The organism is Mammaliicoccus sp. Dog046, assembly GCF_034039665.1.
GTDB lineage: Bacteria > Bacillota > Bacilli > Staphylococcales > Staphylococcaceae > Mammaliicoccus.
Window position 1 is genome coordinate 1,618,356 of record NZ_CP120131.1, and the last position, 16,796, is coordinate 1,635,151.

Here is a 16,796-nt window from a genome sequence, read left to right on the forward strand (position 1 = left end):
AATGTGCGTGTTATATTATTAAAGTGTGTAAACGTAAATAAATGTGTATTTATATTTCGTTAAAGGAGGATTTTTATGGCTAAAGAATGTTTCGTAACAGGTCGTAAAGCTAGAACGGGTAACAATCGTTCTCACGCATTAAATTCAAGCAAACGTCGTTGGAACGCTAACTTACAAAAAGTTAGAATCTTAGTTGATGGTAAGCCTAGACGTGTATGGGTTTCTGCTCGTGCATTGAAATCAGGTAAAGTTACACGCGTTTAATGAATATAAGTCACATATATTAAAGAGAACCTTTGTGTGGAAGGTTCTCTTTTTTTATTTATCTTTACTTTGAATCATTAAAATATTCCCGAGTTCTACAATAGCAACTGGCTGTTTTACATCATCTTTAAATTCATTACTGATTGTTAGCGTTGAACCTTGTTCCAATGTTGTATATGGCAATTCATACTTAAAACCATCTAATTTCATTCGTAAATTAGGATTAAGAGGTATAAACGAAACATAGTTCATATGCTCTATTTTATCCACTTTGTGCATCCCTGGTTTTAGAACGGTTATTACATTTTGTTGATCAACTAATGAAATGGAGATATCCATATTTAAAAATTCGGGCTTTGTTAATATTTGAACAGCACCCATAAAATGATCTAACCTTCCCCCTGTTGCACCGTATATACAAATTTCTTTGTAATTTAAACTGACGGCCATGTCTACGGCCAAAGCAAGGTCTGTATCATCTTTTTCTTTTTTTACAGGATTTATATTAATCTTTTGCTTAATTTCAGCGATTTCTAGTTCGTTTACTGAATCAAAATCCCCTACTGCTTCAACTGGCGTAATATTATGCTTGATTAATTCTAACGTACCTCTATCAACGCCGATCCAATCGACGTGTGATTCTTGAAATACTTCTTCATCTACATTTCTCAAACTGCACAATAAATTTACTTTCACATTTATTCACCCTTTAATTTTAGAACTGGCGCACGATAATCCTCATGTTTAAAATAGTATGAGCCCGCAACTAAAATATCTGCACCATGATTTCTACATAATTCACCCGTTTGATCATTGATTCCACCATCAACTTCAATTTCAAAGCTCAATTGATTATTTTTACGATATTGATCTAGCCAAGCAATTTTATCTAATGTTGAAGATATGAAAGCTTGTCCACCAAACCCAGGGTTCACTGTCATAATTAATACAAAATCAACATCTGCTAATACACTTTGTAAATGTTCAACTGGCGTACCCGGATTAATAACCACACCCGCTAATTTATTATGCGCTTTAATTTGTTGAATTGCTCTATGAATATGATGTGTAGCTTCAAAATGAACGGATACCATATCACTACCCGCTTCACAGAATAAATCAATCATTTGTTCTGGATTTTCAATCATTAAATGTGTATCGATTGTCATATCCGTCACTTTTCTTAAAGATTCTAATATTGGCAAACCTATTGAAATATTTGGTACAAATTGACCATCCATTACATCAAAATGTAGTATATCTGCTTTTGAATCTTTAACACGTTGTACTTCTTCCTTTAATATTGCAAAATCACATGCTAAAAGCGAAGGTGCTATTTTTACCATTAATATCTAACCTTTCTATTTTGAATTTCCTCAAATAATGTTAAATAATGCTTATACCTCAATTGATAGAATGAGTCCTCTTCTATAAGCGTTTTTACTGCACATTTAGGTTCATTGATATGCGTACAATTTCTGAACTTACATTCAGATTTGATGTTAGCAAATTCCGGAAATAAGTCTGTTAACGTTTCTTTTTCTATATGTGAGAAATCTAATGCACTAAATCCGGGTGTATCCGCAAGATAACCATGTTCCATTTCAAATAATTCAACATGTCTTGTCGTATGTTTACCTCTATTTAAAGCTTTTGATATTTTATTTGTTTCAATATTCAAATCTTCGAATAGTCTATTCATCATCGTCGATTTACCTACACCAGATTGACCACTTAAAACAATAATTCCTTCAATTAAAGGCTTAATCAATACAGATAAATCTTCTGACTCTCCTACGAATAATGTGTCATATCCAATTTCTTCGTATTTACTCAATATCTGGTTAATGTCATTAATTTGTTTTTCATTTGCGAGATCCTTCTTAGTAACACAAATCATTGGCGTAATATGGTACGAATGAACTACGACCAAGAATCTATCTAGTAATTGTTGACTGAATTCAGGTTCAACTGCACTCATAACAACGATAACTTTATTTATATTTGAAACTGGCGGTCTTAACAATATATTTTCTCTCTCATGAATATGTTGAATATACCCACCTGTTTCATTTTCAACTTGAAAATCGACTACATCTCCTACTACTGGAGATGTTTTCTTTTTTCTAAATAATCCTCTTGCTTTTGTAATATATACGCCATCATTAGTCTGAACGGAATAATCCCCACTAATCGACTTTATAATACGACCTGTTTTCAATTTAACACCTACCTTGTTTTATATATATTATACCAAATATCACTTCATTTAATCGTATTTACTTCAACCGATTGAATAAAAATATAACTTTAGTTCCAATATCTTGTTCACTTTCAAATAATAATTGAGCATCGTGATGCGTCATAATAGCATCTACAATAGACAGTCCTAATCCATTACTATCGACATGTTCATTATGTGATGCATCCACTTTGTAAAATCGATTTTTAATTTGTCCTAATTGTTCTGGAGACATACCAATACCTTCATCACTGATCCTTACTTTAAGTTGATCATTGTCATCTTTATTGATACTTACTTGTATCATACTATACTCTGGAGAATATTTAATTGCATTGTTCAACACATTATAAAAAGCTTGATACAACAATTTACTATTTCCTTTAACAGTTAACTTTTCAAAATCTGTCATTATAGTAATACTTTTATCGTCTAATAAGTAATTTAAATTTCGGATGACATCTTTCATAATATGGCTTAAATCAATCGTTTCATCAAAATTAAGATGTTCACTGTTATCTAGTTCTGAAAGTAATAATAGTTGTTTCGTTAAATTACTTAATCGATTGGCACGTTCATAAATATCTTCGATGATTTGTTTACGTTTAACTTCGTCTTTTTCGTATTCTAAGTTTCGTAATAAACTTAAAATTGATTGTAAAGGAGATTTGATCTCATGAGAGACATTTTGTACGAATGATTGTCTCATTTCTTCTAATTGTTTCAATTCATCTCTCATTGTAATAAATTGATGTTGTAACACACCAATTTCATCATCTCTCGTTACTTTAATATCAACATTAAAGTCGCCTTTACCAAGTGATTTCGTTGTTTGCATCAACCTTTTTATCGGATTGGCTAATGAATGACTGGAAAGCATCACTAATAATAATGAAATAACTGTTAGCAATACGAGTAAAATAGCCAAAAATATTCTAAATTCACCAAGTAAAGAACCAACACTTGGTCTCATAAATAATGCATAATGCGATCCATGATATGTAATATTTACTCCAACAGTATTTCTCGTTTCATTGTCAAAAAATCCAGTTATAAAAATATTAAACGGTCGATGTTTAATCCCATGGTAGTTATGATGATTCAACACATCTTTCACAGCATCTTTATTTAAATTATATTTTCTAAATTCATCACCATAATATGTTGGTTTCAAATCTTCATCATATAAAATGATTTGATAATGTAATTGCCCTAAATGTTCAAGATAACGACTTAATGACATATTGGAATCTTCATCGACAAATCGTTGAACTTCCTTAAGTGTTTGCATTACTTTTGCATCATTTTTATGCTTTAAATCTAAATGATAGTATACATTTGTAAGTACAAACCCTAGTATAGAACTTACGATCATAACGACAATTGTATAAATCGTAATACGCTGTGCTAATGATTTAAACTTCATTTGAAAGCACCACCTTGTATCCGACACCTCTTACCGTTTTAATTGTAATATCACTTCCTAAACTCAATAAACGCTTTCTTAATCGTTTAATATGCACATCTAATGTTCGTTCATCACCTTCAAAATCGAGTCCCCACACAATTTCAATCATTTTATCCCTTGATAATACTTTATCTTCATTTCTCGTCAATAGTTCTATTAATGTAAATTCCTTCTTAGGTAGATGCATCGATTTTTGATTGACTGAGATTTCCATTTCTGTCGTGTTGACGATTGTATTACCAACCTTAACTTCTTTCATTGTATTAATTTGAAACCTTCTCAACACTGCTTTAATTCTAAAAATAAGTTCTTTTATTTCGAATGGTTTTGTCACATAGTCATCCGTACCAGATAAGAATGCATTCTCTTTATCACTTAATTCATCTCTAGCTGTTAACATAATAACTGGAATATCATAAGATTCCTTTAACAATTGGCATAATTCAAATCCATCTATGCCAGGCATCATTACATCAACAATGGCAATATCTATATATTCATGTTCCATTACACTTAAAGCATCTTCTCCACTGTCACTTGTGACAACATGTATGTTTTCTTTTTCAATCTCTCTTTTCAAATCATTTAATATAAATCGATCATCATCTACGACTAGACAATTTACCATAATATCACCTCACACATTCATCATACCAAAAAAGACTGCCCACACGTGTGACAGTCTTTATAACTTTTAATTATTTAAAGTGTATTTCGAATATTATACAGACTCTACGTTACGATTAACAAGTGCATTTACATTCTCGATAATTGTACCGCTGACAACTCTACCTGGTAATTTATTAAGGTTAACAGATAAGTCTTGGTCTTTTTTCATATCGTATGAAATGTTTTTCGCAAAGTATTTCATAGATTCTTCCATTATAATAATTGTCATCCACTCACCAGCACAACGGTGGTTTGTATGATAATCTCCGCCACCTTGAGGAATTAAATCAAATGGACTTCCATCCCAATCAGAGAAACGGTTAGGGTAGAATCTTTCTGGATTTTCCCAAAGTCCTTCTCTGTGTAATGTACCGTAAATGTCTAGAATTAAGAAAGTATCTTTTTCAATTGTATAACCATCAAATTCAACATCTACTGCAGTTTTACCTGGTAAATATGGAACGAATGGATAAAATCTTCTTACTTCTTGTACAAATTTATATGCATAGTCATTTTCGTTGTTGAACACACGTTCAGCTTCACCAGGATAATCATGTAAAGCTTTAACACCGAAACTAATGAAACGGTTTATCGCAACAAGTGGACGAACAACGTTCATTAAATCAATGGCACATAATCTTGAATCCATTAAGTTACCTTCAAAGTCTTCCCAATGACTGAATTCATATAACGCTGTACCTTGTGGAGGTGTTATTGTACCTTCACGAACAGCAATAATTTGGTTTTCTAAGAAATCTTCAACACGTGCTCTTGCTTGTTTAGCTTCTTTATAACCTTTGAATGCAGTACCGATTGTTTTAAATGAATCAATCATTGTATCCATATCAGCTGCACATTGTTCAACTTCTTCAGGTGAAGCACTAATACCAGCCCATCTAAAGCCAACTTTAGTTAGAAGTATGATAGATTCTTTATAAACGTTAACTTCGTCCATTCTTTCCATACGCTCAGTATTTGTATACCAAGTAGTACGTGTTAATTCTCTTAAATAGTCTAAGTTTTCTTCTGTCATTAATGACATAAACAACGCTTTTCTATCGATATGTTTTTTTCCACCTGTTGTATGTATCGCACCTTTACCAAATAAAGTATTAACAACACGTTTTGGTAATGTTCCTTGTCTTTCAATTAAGTCATTATTATAGAATAACTCAGCAGCTTCTTTACCACTGATAACAACTGTTCTTCTACCACCTAATGCTCTTAATTCAAAAATATTTGTATCAAATTTCTCAAGTCTATTTGGTACATACTTATATCCTTCTTTTAATACTTTTATCGTACTATCTAGCCCACGATCTTTTGGTATTTGTTTACTCATAAAATCAACGCCCCCAAAATATTTTTATAATTTTCATACACTTTTATATTATTTCATTTTCTAAAGAAATAATCAATCAACTACTATTATCACATGCAAATTTTATATCTAAATCAATCTTTACATGTCTTTTTGTCCATTCTAACAATAAATCAGGATAAACAATGTCGTCACATTTATTTGTATTTTGATTAGCTACCGGAAATGTAAACAAGAATCTTTGATCAATGATTTCATCAACACTTTCGAAGAAGTTTAAATAGCCTTTAGTTGGTCTACCTATAATATTGACAATTTGAGATTTAGACATGTTCTGTACAAGCCATTCTGCACCTTGTTCAGTATCTTTATCTATGATGACATCAATAGATTCGAAACGGCTTAAACCAATAAATTTAATTTTATTATCTTCAAAAAATCTCCATTTTCCTACTGGTTGATCTAATAAATTTTGATAAAACGCTTGTTCATTCATGTCGTTTGTTCTTTTGTATAATCGTTCTAATTTTTGTTTGAATAACGCATTTTGTCGCTCGTTTTCCAATAATATTTCAGTATCAATAGCATCAACTTCTGCTTGTTCACCAATTTCAAAGAAATAAGGTAATAAAAATTCAGCTATACTGAGTTGATCGAATCTCGCTTTTCTAAAATCAAAAATGACCTTCTCAGTTGTTGTTTGAAAATGTGATAGCCGATATAATCCCTCCACTGCCTGCTCAAAGGTAATATTTCCAACGATATTTAATATAGGTACGCCATCCTTTTCATAAACATCAATAAATGACCTTTGATTCACGGGATATAATTTGAGTTCAATTCGGTCCTGTTGGTTGCCCCTTTGAATTGTCACATCGTTTTGATAAGTAAGGATACGTTCCCACTCTTCACGATGATAAGGTTCATCTCCTAAAATACGATGATATCTTTTTCTGCAATAATCAACAGGATCCCCAGATAATTGCAATATCTCATCACCAACTACAAAACGAATATCATCAATCACTTCAGTTACCATTAACGTATCCTTTGTCGCCCTTACTTTAACACCAATATATTGTTCAGGTTCTTTTAATCGTGTTAATTTGGCGTTTTTCAAACCAACTTCATAAAAGTAATTATTCATAATTTCCATGAATACTTGATCGGCAAGTTGTGGAGTATGAACAATATTTTTATATTCATCGTAAACATCATTATTTGTTATATTTTTTTCAATTACATTTTCTATTTGTTTATGGATATATTCGAACAAAGCTATATATGGAAGCATCTCATCACCACTTATTCATTTTCTAAATTTTACTAATAAGTGCTTATGAAATCAATGTTTTACGTAAAAATTTAACAATATTAAAAACCTATCAACATTTTTAGAAAAAATGTTGATAGGTTTGGTCTGTCTGTTTACGCTCTATCGGGATTGTTTATTGGTACTATCTCGTTAGATTTTCTAAAAGGATTGTTTCCCAGAACTATCTCGTTAGCGTGTCAATTTCACTTATTTTTTAGCTCTTTAAGGCTTTTATGGCGTTTGTTTATGCTCTAACGGGATTGTTTTTACTTTCTATCTCGTTAGATTTTCTAACAGGATTGTTTTCCAGAACTATCTCGTTAGCACGTTGTTTTCTCACTTTTTATAGTTAATACGGGCTTCTGAGCGGTCTATTTACCCGCTAACGAGATTGTTTTTACTTTCTATCTCGTTAGATTTTCTAACGGGATTGTTTTTCAGAACTATCTCGTTAGCCAGTCCCAACGTTGCATGTCGACCTCCACTTGCAATGTTCAGCGCTCCAATGTTGCACGTCGGACTTCACTTGCAATGTTCAGCATTTTTTTGCGCTGACTCCTGTGGGACCATTATGATTCGAAGACTACAGGCTGAGAACATGCCCGCGGAAAGCATGCACATAAAAAAATGCCGACAAAGTATATAACTTTGTCGACATTTGATAGTTTTATTATCTAGAAATCGTCATAATCGATTGTATTACCTTCGATTTCTTTGCCATCTACTTCTACTCGGTATTCTGCAGATTCACCTTTTGGAATCGTAAAGTTTATACTTTTCGTTGTATCTTTTTTAATTGTAAATGTTTGTGACGCTTCACCAATATCATGTGATTTATCTTTTACAAAGATTTCAACTTTCTGACTTTTTTTACTATCCGAACCTGTAAATGGTATATAAACAGTTTGTGTATACGTTTTGTCAGTCATACTATTTTTGTCATCTTTTGACTTGTCGTCTTTTTTATCACTAGATTTTTCTTTATCTGAATCGTCATCGTCATTTTTACCATTCGATACATCAAAGTAAATTGTAGAATCTACTGGCAATTGACCGTCTTTGAATGATTGTTTAACAATTGTATCTGAAGGTTGATCACTATCAACCTCTTTCGTTTCCACTTTAAAACCGGCTTCTTCTAATTCTGCTGTTGCAGAACCTATATCTTCACCTGTGTAATCTTTGACATACACTTGTTCAACACCAACTGATTTAGTAAGTATAATGAGTGAATCTTTTGGTACGACTTTACTTCCAGGTTCAATATTTTGATTTATGATTGTGCCGCTGTCTGCTTTATCATATTGTTCTTTAATGCGAACGGATTCAAATCCTTGTTTCTCAAGCTTCTTCTTGATTTTATCAGCTGATTCGCCAACATAATCCTCGACCGTGAAGGTCTTGACACCTTTTGATATAACAAGATTGACTTTAGACATTTCTTTCACTTTCGTGCCAACTTTAGGATTCACTTTCATAACTTCACCTTCTTTGAAGCTATTACTATAATCCGTAGTTACTTTGCCTTTACGCAGCCCTTTTTCATCAAGTAATGCAATTGCTTCGCCTCTTGATTTACCTAACAAATTAGGAACATCTTCATATTTAGGTGCTGTCAGTGCAAATGCAATTGCACCAAAAAGCATACAAACGAGCAATATCGGTACAAATATAATCAGCCATTTATTTAACTTACCGCTATGTTTCTTTTCTTCTTTCTGTTCTTGCTCTTGATTATATTGTTGCGCTAATGGTACTTGTACTGGCTTTGTTTGATCATCTTTATTTGATGTCACAATTGGAATTGTCTTTGTTTCATCACTTGCAGCAAACATTGGTGTCTCATTTTTTCTTTCTTCGTCTAATGCTGTTAATAAATCATAATACATTTCGTTCGTATCACGATATCTCTGAGACTTCTCTTTACGTGTTGCTTTCATAATGATGTTCTCAATACTTTGTGGTACTGATGGACGTTCTTTACGAACAGAAGGTAGTTCTTCTTGTATGTGCTTTATTGCGACACTCACAGGTGTTTCCCCATTAAATGGTGGATGCCCCGTCAACAATTCATATAACACAATTCCTATTGAATATATATCTGAAGATTCGTCCGTAGACTGTCCTTTAGCTTGTTCTGGAGATAGATATTGTACAGATCCCATGACATGGTTTGTTTCAGTCATTGCCGTTTCACTTAATGCACGTGCAATTCCAAAATCCAACACCTTAAGTGTGCCATTCTCTGTCATTAATATATTCTGCGGTTTGATGTCTCTATGAATAATTCTATGATGGTGTGCATGTGCAATACCTTTTAATATTTGAAGCGTCATTTCAACTGCTTCATCAGCAGATAATTTACCTTCTTTACATAAGTACTCTTTCAATGTTGGACCATTGATATATTCCATAACTAAATAATAACAATCATCATCTTCTTCAACATCTAAGACATTGACGATATTACTATGACTCAGTATTGTCGTATTTTGAACTTCACGTTCAAAACGCTCGACTGTTTTTTCTTTTTCATATGGTGGTATATTGATAACTTTTATTGCAACTTCACGATTCAAGATATTATCTTTCGCTAAATAAACATTACTCATACCACCGCCACCTAAGTATTTCACAAATTCATAGCGACCGGCGATTTTACGACCTATCATATTTTCCCACCTTCAAATGGGCATAATACTAGCGAAATATTATCTTTACCTTCAGCTTCAATTGTTGATTCAATTAATGAATTACCAATGTCTTCTGTCGTACCTTCATGCGTCATAATAATATCTTGTACCTCGGCTTCTCTTAAATAATCCGTTAAACCATCTGAATTTAATAAAAGATAGTCATAATATTTAGTATTATAATAGAATATATCTGGTTTCACTCTCTTATCCGTACCCATTACTTTTGTAATAATATTTCGTTGAGGATGTGTATAAGCATCTTCTTTCGTAATTTCTCCAATTGTAACAAGATGGTTAACAAATGTATGATCATTCGTTAACTGTAGCATTTCACGATTATTAACCAAGTAAGCACGTGAATCACCTATATTAGCCACAACGATATCTTTTTCATAGATTAATACACATACGCAAGTTGTACCCATACCTCTATATGCTTCGTTGTCCATAGATTCGTTATATAGTTGTCTATTGATGTCTGCTAAATTAGCATTTAACCAATCTTCAGCACGGTCATATTCAACAAAATTCTCCTGCTCAAATCTATCTTTAAGCGAGTTATTCACAAATTGACTAGCAACTTCACCCGCAGCGTGACCACCCATACCATCACAAATCACAAGTAATTCTTGACCCGTTTGGTTTATATAAATGCCACCTGCATCTTCATTTTGTTCTCGAAATTGACCGACATCAGTAAAAAAACGTGCTTCCATGATTACTTACCTCGTTTCTTCTTTTCGCTCTTTTGCTCTCAGTTGTCCACATGCAGCATCAATATCTGCACCTTGATTACGTCTTATTGTAGCATTTATGCCATTTCTTTTTAATTCTTTTTCAAATTTAAAGATATCTTCTTTTGATGTTTTCACGTAATCTCTTTCTGGTACGTGGTTAACAGGAATTAAGTTTACGTGACAGTTTAAATGTTTAATTAATTTAGCTAATGCACGTGCATGATGAACTTGATCATTCACGCCACCAAATAAACCATATTCAAAAGTAATACGACGATTTGTTTTATTTACATAGTATTCAATTGCTTCCATTAATTTATCTAAATCGTATGCTCTGTTAATAGGCATTAATCTTGAACGCGTTTCATTATCTGCAGCATGTAAACTCAATGCAAAGTTAATTTGTAAAGATTCATCTGCAAAATCATAAATTTTAGGAACAATACCTGATGTTGACACTGTTATATGACGTGCACCAATATTTAATCCTTTATCATGATTTATAATTTTTAAGAAGCCCATCATTTCATCATAATTTTCAAATGGTTCACCAATACCCATAATAACGACTTGGCTTACTCTTTCGTCAGTTTCATCTAATGCTTTTTGTACAGTTAGTACTTGCGCAACAATTTCTCCTGCTTCTAAATTACGTTTCAAACCACCGATTGATGATGCACAGAATGTACAACCAATACGACAACCTACTTGTGTTGTTACACATACAGAATTACCGTATTCGTGTCTCATTAACACCGTTTCAATCGTATATCCATCTTGTAGTTCAAATAGGAATTTGATTGTACCATCTTTACTTTCTTGTTTTACCGCTACCTCTAATGTAGTGATTTCAAATGAATGGATTAATTTTTCTCTTAATTCTTTTGATAAGTTAGTCATTTCATTAAATGAATCTACTCTTTTAACATATAACCAATCAAAGATTTGTTTCGCTCTAAATTTTGGTTCTGATTGATCAATTAACCAATCTTCAATATCTCCTAACTTTAAAGAATAAATTGAAGGTTTTTCAAAGTTTGGCATAAACTTATTGCGTTTTTTCTGTATTGCAGGCATATTTATCTTTCCTTTCTCTTAATTTTAGTTATAAAGAAGCCATCTGAGTTATAATCTTGAGGCAATAATTGTAATGTTTTTGTTTCATTTTGTGTTCTTGGATCAATGAATGGTGCAAATTCAAATTCTGGATTTGCTTTTAAAAATGTATAAACGACATTTTCATTTTCCATTTGTTCAATTGTACAAGTTGAATACACAAGTTCGCCGCCTGGTGCTAGTGATTTGCTGGCATTTTCTAATATTTTGACTTGTAAATGCCATAGTGCTTCGACATCTTTAGTCGTCTTATCATATTTGATTTCAGGTTTTCTTCTCATTACACCAAAACCACTACAAGGTGCATCTACAAGTACATAATCATACGTTTTATCAAATGGTTGCGTTGCATCATGTACATCAGTATTTACATTCGTTAATCTTAACTTTTTGACATTAAAATCAATTAAATCAATTTTATGAGGGTAAATATCATAAGCATCAACTTGACCCGTTTGATTTAATTTTTCAGCGATATGACACGTTTTACCACCTGGTGCACTACATGTATCTAAAACTGTACTGTTTTCTTTCGCATTCAATATTTCCGCTACAAACATTGAACTCTTATCTTGTACAGATAATAAACCATCTTTGAATAATCGGTCATTAACAATTGGTTCGCCTTTAATGTGTATACATCTTTCGATATCGCTATCTCTTTCAACTGTATATCCATTAGATTGCAATCTTTCCACTGCTTCATCTACTGAAATTCTAGTTGTATTCACACGTACAGTTGTATCTGGTGGCGTTAAACTTAATAAACACATTTCTCTCGTTTTTTCATAACCAAAGTGCGTGATCCAATGTTTAGCTAACCATAAAGGAACACTTCCTTCAATTGATAAGCGTTTATCATCATGTTTAATTTCATCTAACGTTCTTAATGGAGTCGACATAAAGTTTCTTAAAATCGCATTGATTGCTTTACTATTATGCAAATCCCCACGATCCTTAGCAATATTTACAGCTTCATTAATAATTGCATGATTCGGTATTTTATCTAAGTATACAAATTGATATGCACTCATAATAAGGAGACGTTTCATCCAACCTTTTAATTTTGTTTGAATAAACGGTTCAATGTAGTATTCTAATGTAATTTTTCGTTGTAACGTACCGTATACAAGTTCAGTTAATAAACCTACGTCTTTTTTTGAAATGGCTTCGTTCTTAATTGCTTCATTCAATTGAAGATTACTGTATGCTTCACCAGTCAGTACATCGTCTAATATTGTTAAAGCCACATATCTTACATTGTTTTTCATCATATTAATTTAGTCCCATCAATTTTTGTTTGTAATCCACTTAAATAATCACGTGCTTGTACTCTTTTTTTACCAGCCAGTTGAATTTCTCTTAACCCAACGCCATCATTAGATCCAGTTGCAACGATTATTAATTCTTTCGTTGTTTCAACGATTTCACCCGGTTCTCCATTCACATCTTTCACAACTTCACTTTTCCATAGTTTTAAATTCTTATCGTTCATTGTCGTATAAGCGACTGGCCATGGAGAAAGACCTCTAATGTGATTATGAATATTTTCAGCATTTTGCGTCCAATCTATTCTTTCATCTTCACGTGAAATATTAGATGCAAAGCTCACAAGTGATTCATCTTGAGGAATACTTTCGTTTGTTCCATTAAAAATAGTAGGTAAAGTTCGTTTCAATAATGCTGTACCAAGTACTGCTAGTTGATCATGAACATCTCCTACTGTATCATTTTCTTTAATCATTACTTCATCTTGACTAATGATATTACCGGCATCTAGCTTCTCAGCCATATACATAATTGTGACACCTGTTTTCTCTTCACCATTCATTACAGCATAATGAATTGGCGCGCCACCTCTATATTTTGGTAACAATGAAGCATGCACATTAATTGCTTTATATTTCGGTGCTTCTAGTAATGCTTTTGGCAATAGTTGACCAAATGCAGCAGTTACGATTAAATCAGGTTCTAAAGCTATAATTTCATCTAATTCTGTAGAATGATTTAACTTTTCCGGTTGATAAACTGGAATATCATGTTTTAAAGCGACTGATTTAACTGGTGGAGGCGTTAAGACTTTCTTTCTACCTACAGGACGATCAGGTTGTGTTACAACAGCAATAACTTCATGTTCTTCAATAAGCATTTCTAATATTCCTGTCGAAAAATCAGGTGTCCCCATAAATACAATCTTACTCATCTTCATACATCTCCTCTAGTTCAGCTTCACTTACTTCTCTCGTCATCTTATCAGTAAATAATTCACCATATAAATGATCCACTTCATGTAAGATGATTCGAGCAACATCATCGTAAGCTGTTAACTCAACTTCATTACCATTTAAATCGTTACTTTTAACAACAATCATTTTACTTCTATTAACTAATCCAAATACGCCAGGTATGCTTAAGCAACCTTCAACATCTGATTCTTTTTCTTCTGATTGTGACACGATCGAAGGATTGATCAACTGCAAAATACCTTCTTGCTCCATATCAACAATTGCTACTTTGCGGTCAACACCAATTTGTGGTGCAGCAATACCAACACCATCATTTTCAAACATTGTATCCTCTAAATCAGCAATCAATTCTTTTAAAGATTCATCAAAAGCAACAACATCTTTAACTTCTCTATTTAATAATGTATTTGGTACCGTAACAAGTGGTTTTACAGCCATATTTATCGCTCCTTTTTAAAAACTCATCGTACAATTATAACTTAAATCACTATAAAAAGCGACAGAGAATATTCCCTGTCGCTTTTTATCTCATTTATTTAGCGTTGTCATTAATATAATCGCCAATAAATTTTGAAGACTGACCTTTTTCAATTGAACAGAACTTATCGTAAAATTGATCAATTTTATCTTTATAAGTTACTTTATGTTGATCAAGCTTTTTCAACTCATCAGCTAAAGTAAATTCATCTGTAATAATTTCACCTGGTAGATCATTCATGTAATCCATGTAGAAACCTCTTAGTCCTTTGTCATATTTTTCAATATCATATGCAAAGAAGTATTGAGGGCGTTTCAAAATACCAAAGTCAAACATTACAGAAGAATAATCTGTAATAAGTGCATCTGAAATCAAGTATAGTTCTGAAATGTCACTATAATTGGAAACATCAATTGCGAAATCTTCAAATCCTTGTAGTTTAAGTGCATTAGATATTAAATAGTGCATTCTTAACAGAATCACATATTCATCGCCTAATTCTTTTTGAAGGTTTTCTAAATTGATTTTTAGATCAAATAAATATTTACCCTTCTTAACAAATTCATCATCTCTCCACGTTGGTGCATACATGATTACTTTTTTGCCTTCTGGTAAATTTAAATCTTTTCTAATTTGTTCTAAGTATTCCGTATCATTTTGTCTATTTACTAAAACATCATTACGTGGATAGCCAATTTCCCACGTTCTTTCTTCATTCATCCAGAAAGCTGTTTTGAAAATATTTGATGAATACGCGTTCGGTGATACTAAGAAGTCCCATCTCTTTGTTTCTTCATAGAAATTCTTCTTATAGTTTGCTGTAGTCGTACCTGGCATTCTTACGACTTTCATATCATTAGCTAATCTCTTCAATGGCGTACCATGCCAAGTTTGAATATATACTTGATTGTCTTTTTTATTTAAATACTGTGGCAATCTCGCATTTGTTACCCAGAATTTCGCTTGTGAATATGCATCATAGTATTCTTTAGAACCTTTTTTAACTTTGACGCCATTACCTGGAATTGAGTTTTGTCTTGGATTATTAAATACCCAGATACAATTCAATTTAGGATAATGTTCTTGAAGATATTCATAAATGTATTTAGGGCTATCGCTATAATTTTTACCACCAAATGACTCAAACACAATTGTTTGGGCATCTACTTTTTCTTCTTTATCTGTTAAGTAATATGTTGAACGATTTTTTAATTTTGTCTTCTTAACTATATTTTTAACATGTCTCGTTACATTACGTAAGTTATTAATGTATTTCGCATTTTCAACTGAGTCCATTGAAAGGAATAGTACTTCTAAATTATAAAGTAATTTAGAATCACTCAATAAATCCCATTTTATAGACTTAACCACTTTAACTAACGTTTGTTCATGCGTTGCATAAATTTGTTTAATGTCTCTTGATGCTGGGTCAAATCCCTTTTTAATTTCATTTTTCATTTTATTAACTAGGAATTTTTGTACTTTCTTGTCATTCGTTCTTTCCATAGAATCGAAGAAACTATTTGCATAATCTTCAAAAGTTAAAATAAATGCTTGATCACTTAATGCACTGCCTTCAAATGGATCATAAACTTCTCCACGATAATAGAATGGGAAATCTAATACTCTGACAAATCTTTCTACATATTTTACGTATTCTAAAACGAATGAAGCATCGATATAAATTTTCAAGTCTTCATTAAAACGTATTTGATGCGCTTTTATAATTGCTGTCTTAAAAAGAATGTTACACACAGAATTTTTTCTTAAGAAAGAATTTGGATTAGACTTTTGTGAATAATATTCAAGTCTAACTTTGTTCTTATTAATATATTGAGGCTTATTCATCTTAAGGTTGAATTTATGTATTGGCGCAATCAATCCATCTAAACCATTAACATTAGATAAATAATACTCCACTGCATAACTCGCTAAAATATCATCCGAATCCACAAACATCACATAAGGTGTTTCAACGTGATCTAATGCAATATTACGTGCATGAGCATGACCATGATTTTGGTCCAACTTAATGAATTGAACTTTTTTGTCATAATCTTTTAATTGCTCTTCTAATATTTTAGTGGATTCATCCGTAGAACCATCATCAACGATAATTAAATCGAAATCTTGATTTCTTTGTGCTTTCATACTGTCAATACAGTCGATAATATAATCTTGATTATTATAGTAAGTAATGATAATAGATAATTTATTCAATTTATTTCTCTCCATTTTTCGCTT

General features: G+C 32.1%; 15 protein-coding genes. 1 reads left to right on the forward strand and 14 read right to left on the reverse strand.

Annotated elements, in window-relative coordinates:
- Window positions 1-75: 75 nt before the first annotated feature.
- Window positions 76-264 (forward strand): 50S ribosomal protein L28, encoded by a 189-nt coding sequence (gene rpmB / locus P3U32_RS08075; protein ID WP_323702616.1) that lies wholly within the window; start codon window positions 76-78, stop codon window positions 262-264.
- A gap of 54 nt (window positions 265-318) precedes the next feature.
- Here the strand turns inward: rpmB and P3U32_RS08080 are convergent, their stop codons facing one another.
- From P3U32_RS08080 to P3U32_RS08145, 14 genes are all read right to left on the reverse strand, one after another.
- Entirely contained in the window at window positions 319-960 is a 642-nt protein-coding gene (locus tag P3U32_RS08080; RefSeq protein WP_323702617.1) for a thiamine diphosphokinase, read from the reverse strand.
- Between the two features lie 2 nt (window positions 961-962).
- Window positions 963-1,610 carry a ribulose-phosphate 3-epimerase gene (gene rpe / locus P3U32_RS08085; RefSeq protein ID WP_323702618.1) on the reverse strand — a complete coding sequence of 216 codons (648 nt, stop codon included), beginning with the start codon at window positions 1,608-1,610 and terminating at the stop codon, window positions 963-965.
- Window positions 1,610-2,485: a ribosome small subunit-dependent GTPase A gene (gene rsgA, locus P3U32_RS08090; protein ID WP_323702619.1), complete on the reverse strand. Its 876-nt coding sequence runs from the start codon at window positions 2,483-2,485 to the stop codon at window positions 1,610-1,612. Before rsgA ends, rpe begins: the two co-directional genes overlap by 1 nt.
- Window positions 2,486-2,543: 58 nt before the next feature.
- The gene (locus tag P3U32_RS08095) at window positions 2,544-3,932 is read right to left on the reverse strand and encodes a sensor histidine kinase (RefSeq protein WP_323702620.1); all 1,389 of its coding nucleotides are present in this window, start codon (window positions 3,930-3,932) and stop codon (window positions 2,544-2,546) included.
- Window positions 3,922-4,602 carry a response regulator transcription factor gene (locus P3U32_RS08100; protein WP_323702621.1) on the reverse strand — a complete coding sequence of 227 codons (681 nt, stop codon included), beginning with the start codon at window positions 4,600-4,602 and terminating at the stop codon, window positions 3,922-3,924. Before P3U32_RS08100 ends, P3U32_RS08095 begins: the two co-directional genes overlap by 11 nt.
- Before the next feature lie 93 nt (window positions 4,603-4,695).
- Window positions 4,696-5,985 (reverse strand): cytochrome P450, encoded by a 1,290-nt coding sequence (locus P3U32_RS08105; RefSeq protein WP_323702622.1) that lies wholly within the window; start codon window positions 5,983-5,985, stop codon window positions 4,696-4,698.
- Between the two features lie 76 nt (window positions 5,986-6,061).
- Window positions 6,062-7,258 carry a hypothetical protein gene (locus P3U32_RS08110; protein ID WP_323702623.1) on the reverse strand — a complete coding sequence of 399 codons (1,197 nt, stop codon included), beginning with the start codon at window positions 7,256-7,258 and terminating at the stop codon, window positions 6,062-6,064.
- A gap of 695 nt (window positions 7,259-7,953) precedes the next feature.
- Window positions 7,954-9,951, reverse strand: a complete 1,998-nt coding sequence (gene pknB / locus P3U32_RS08115) for a Stk1 family PASTA domain-containing Ser/Thr kinase (protein ID WP_323702624.1) — start codon at window positions 9,949-9,951, stop codon at window positions 7,954-7,956.
- Complete coding sequence (locus tag P3U32_RS08120; RefSeq protein WP_323704858.1) at window positions 9,948-10,694, reverse strand: Stp1/IreP family PP2C-type Ser/Thr phosphatase; 747 nt, start codon at window positions 10,692-10,694, stop codon at window positions 9,948-9,950. The genes pknB and P3U32_RS08120 overlap by 4 nt, the downstream gene beginning before the upstream one ends.
- A 3-nt stretch (window positions 10,695-10,697) precedes the next feature.
- Window positions 10,698-11,789 carry a dual-specificity RNA methyltransferase RlmN gene (gene rlmN / locus P3U32_RS08125; protein ID WP_323702625.1) on the reverse strand — a complete coding sequence of 364 codons (1,092 nt, stop codon included), beginning with the start codon at window positions 11,787-11,789 and terminating at the stop codon, window positions 10,698-10,700.
- A 2-nt stretch (window positions 11,790-11,791) separates the two neighbouring features.
- A complete protein-coding gene (gene rsmB / locus P3U32_RS08130) occupies window positions 11,792-13,102 on the reverse strand; it encodes a 16S rRNA (cytosine(967)-C(5))-methyltransferase RsmB (protein WP_323702626.1) in 1,311 nt (436 codons plus the stop codon).
- Window positions 13,099-14,031 (reverse strand): methionyl-tRNA formyltransferase, encoded by a 933-nt coding sequence (fmt, locus tag P3U32_RS08135; protein WP_323704859.1) that lies wholly within the window; start codon window positions 14,029-14,031, stop codon window positions 13,099-13,101. The genes rsmB and fmt overlap by 4 nt, the downstream gene beginning before the upstream one ends.
- The gene (gene def / locus P3U32_RS08140; RefSeq protein WP_323702627.1) at window positions 14,024-14,512 is read right to left on the reverse strand and encodes a peptide deformylase; all 489 of its coding nucleotides are present in this window, start codon (window positions 14,510-14,512) and stop codon (window positions 14,024-14,026) included. The genes fmt and def overlap by 8 nt, the downstream gene beginning before the upstream one ends.
- Before the next feature lie 94 nt (window positions 14,513-14,606).
- Window positions 14,607-16,772 carry a bifunctional glycosyltransferase/CDP-glycerol:glycerophosphate glycerophosphotransferase gene (locus P3U32_RS08145; RefSeq protein WP_323702629.1) on the reverse strand — a complete coding sequence of 722 codons (2,166 nt, stop codon included), beginning with the start codon at window positions 16,770-16,772 and terminating at the stop codon, window positions 14,607-14,609.
- Between the last annotated feature and the right edge of the window lie 24 nt (window positions 16,773-16,796).

Coding starts and splice junctions, on each gene's coding strand:
- rpmB (WP_323702616.1), top strand. CDS start 76: ATGGCTAAAGAATGTTTCGTAACAGGTCGTAAAGCTAGAACGGGTAAC.
- rlmN (WP_323702625.1), bottom strand. CDS start 11,789: ATGCCTGCAATACAGAAAAAACGCAATAAGTTTATGCCAAACTTTGAA.
- def (WP_323702627.1), bottom strand. CDS start 14,512: ATGGCTGTAAAACCACTTGTTACGGTACCAAATACATTATTAAATAGA.
- P3U32_RS08105 (WP_323702622.1), bottom strand. CDS start 5,985: ATGAGTAAACAAATACCAAAAGATCGTGGGCTAGATAGTACGATAAAA.
- P3U32_RS08110 (WP_323702623.1), bottom strand. CDS start 7,258: ATGCTTCCATATATAGCTTTGTTCGAATATATCCATAAACAAATAGAA.
- rpe (WP_323702618.1), bottom strand. CDS start 1,610: ATGGTAAAAATAGCACCTTCGCTTTTAGCATGTGATTTTGCAATATTA.
- rsmB (WP_323702626.1), bottom strand. CDS start 13,102: ATGATGAAAAACAATGTAAGATATGTGGCTTTAACAATATTAGACGAT.
- P3U32_RS08095 (WP_323702620.1), bottom strand. CDS start 3,932: ATGAAGTTTAAATCATTAGCACAGCGTATTACGATTTATACAATTGTC.
- fmt (WP_323704859.1), bottom strand. CDS start 14,031: ATGAGTAAGATTGTATTTATGGGGACACCTGATTTTTCGACAGGAATA.
- P3U32_RS08100 (WP_323702621.1), bottom strand. CDS start 4,602: ATGGTAAATTGTCTAGTCGTAGATGATGATCGATTTATATTAAATGAT.
- pknB (WP_323702624.1), bottom strand. CDS start 9,951: ATGATAGGTCGTAAAATCGCCGGTCGCTATGAATTTGTGAAATACTTA.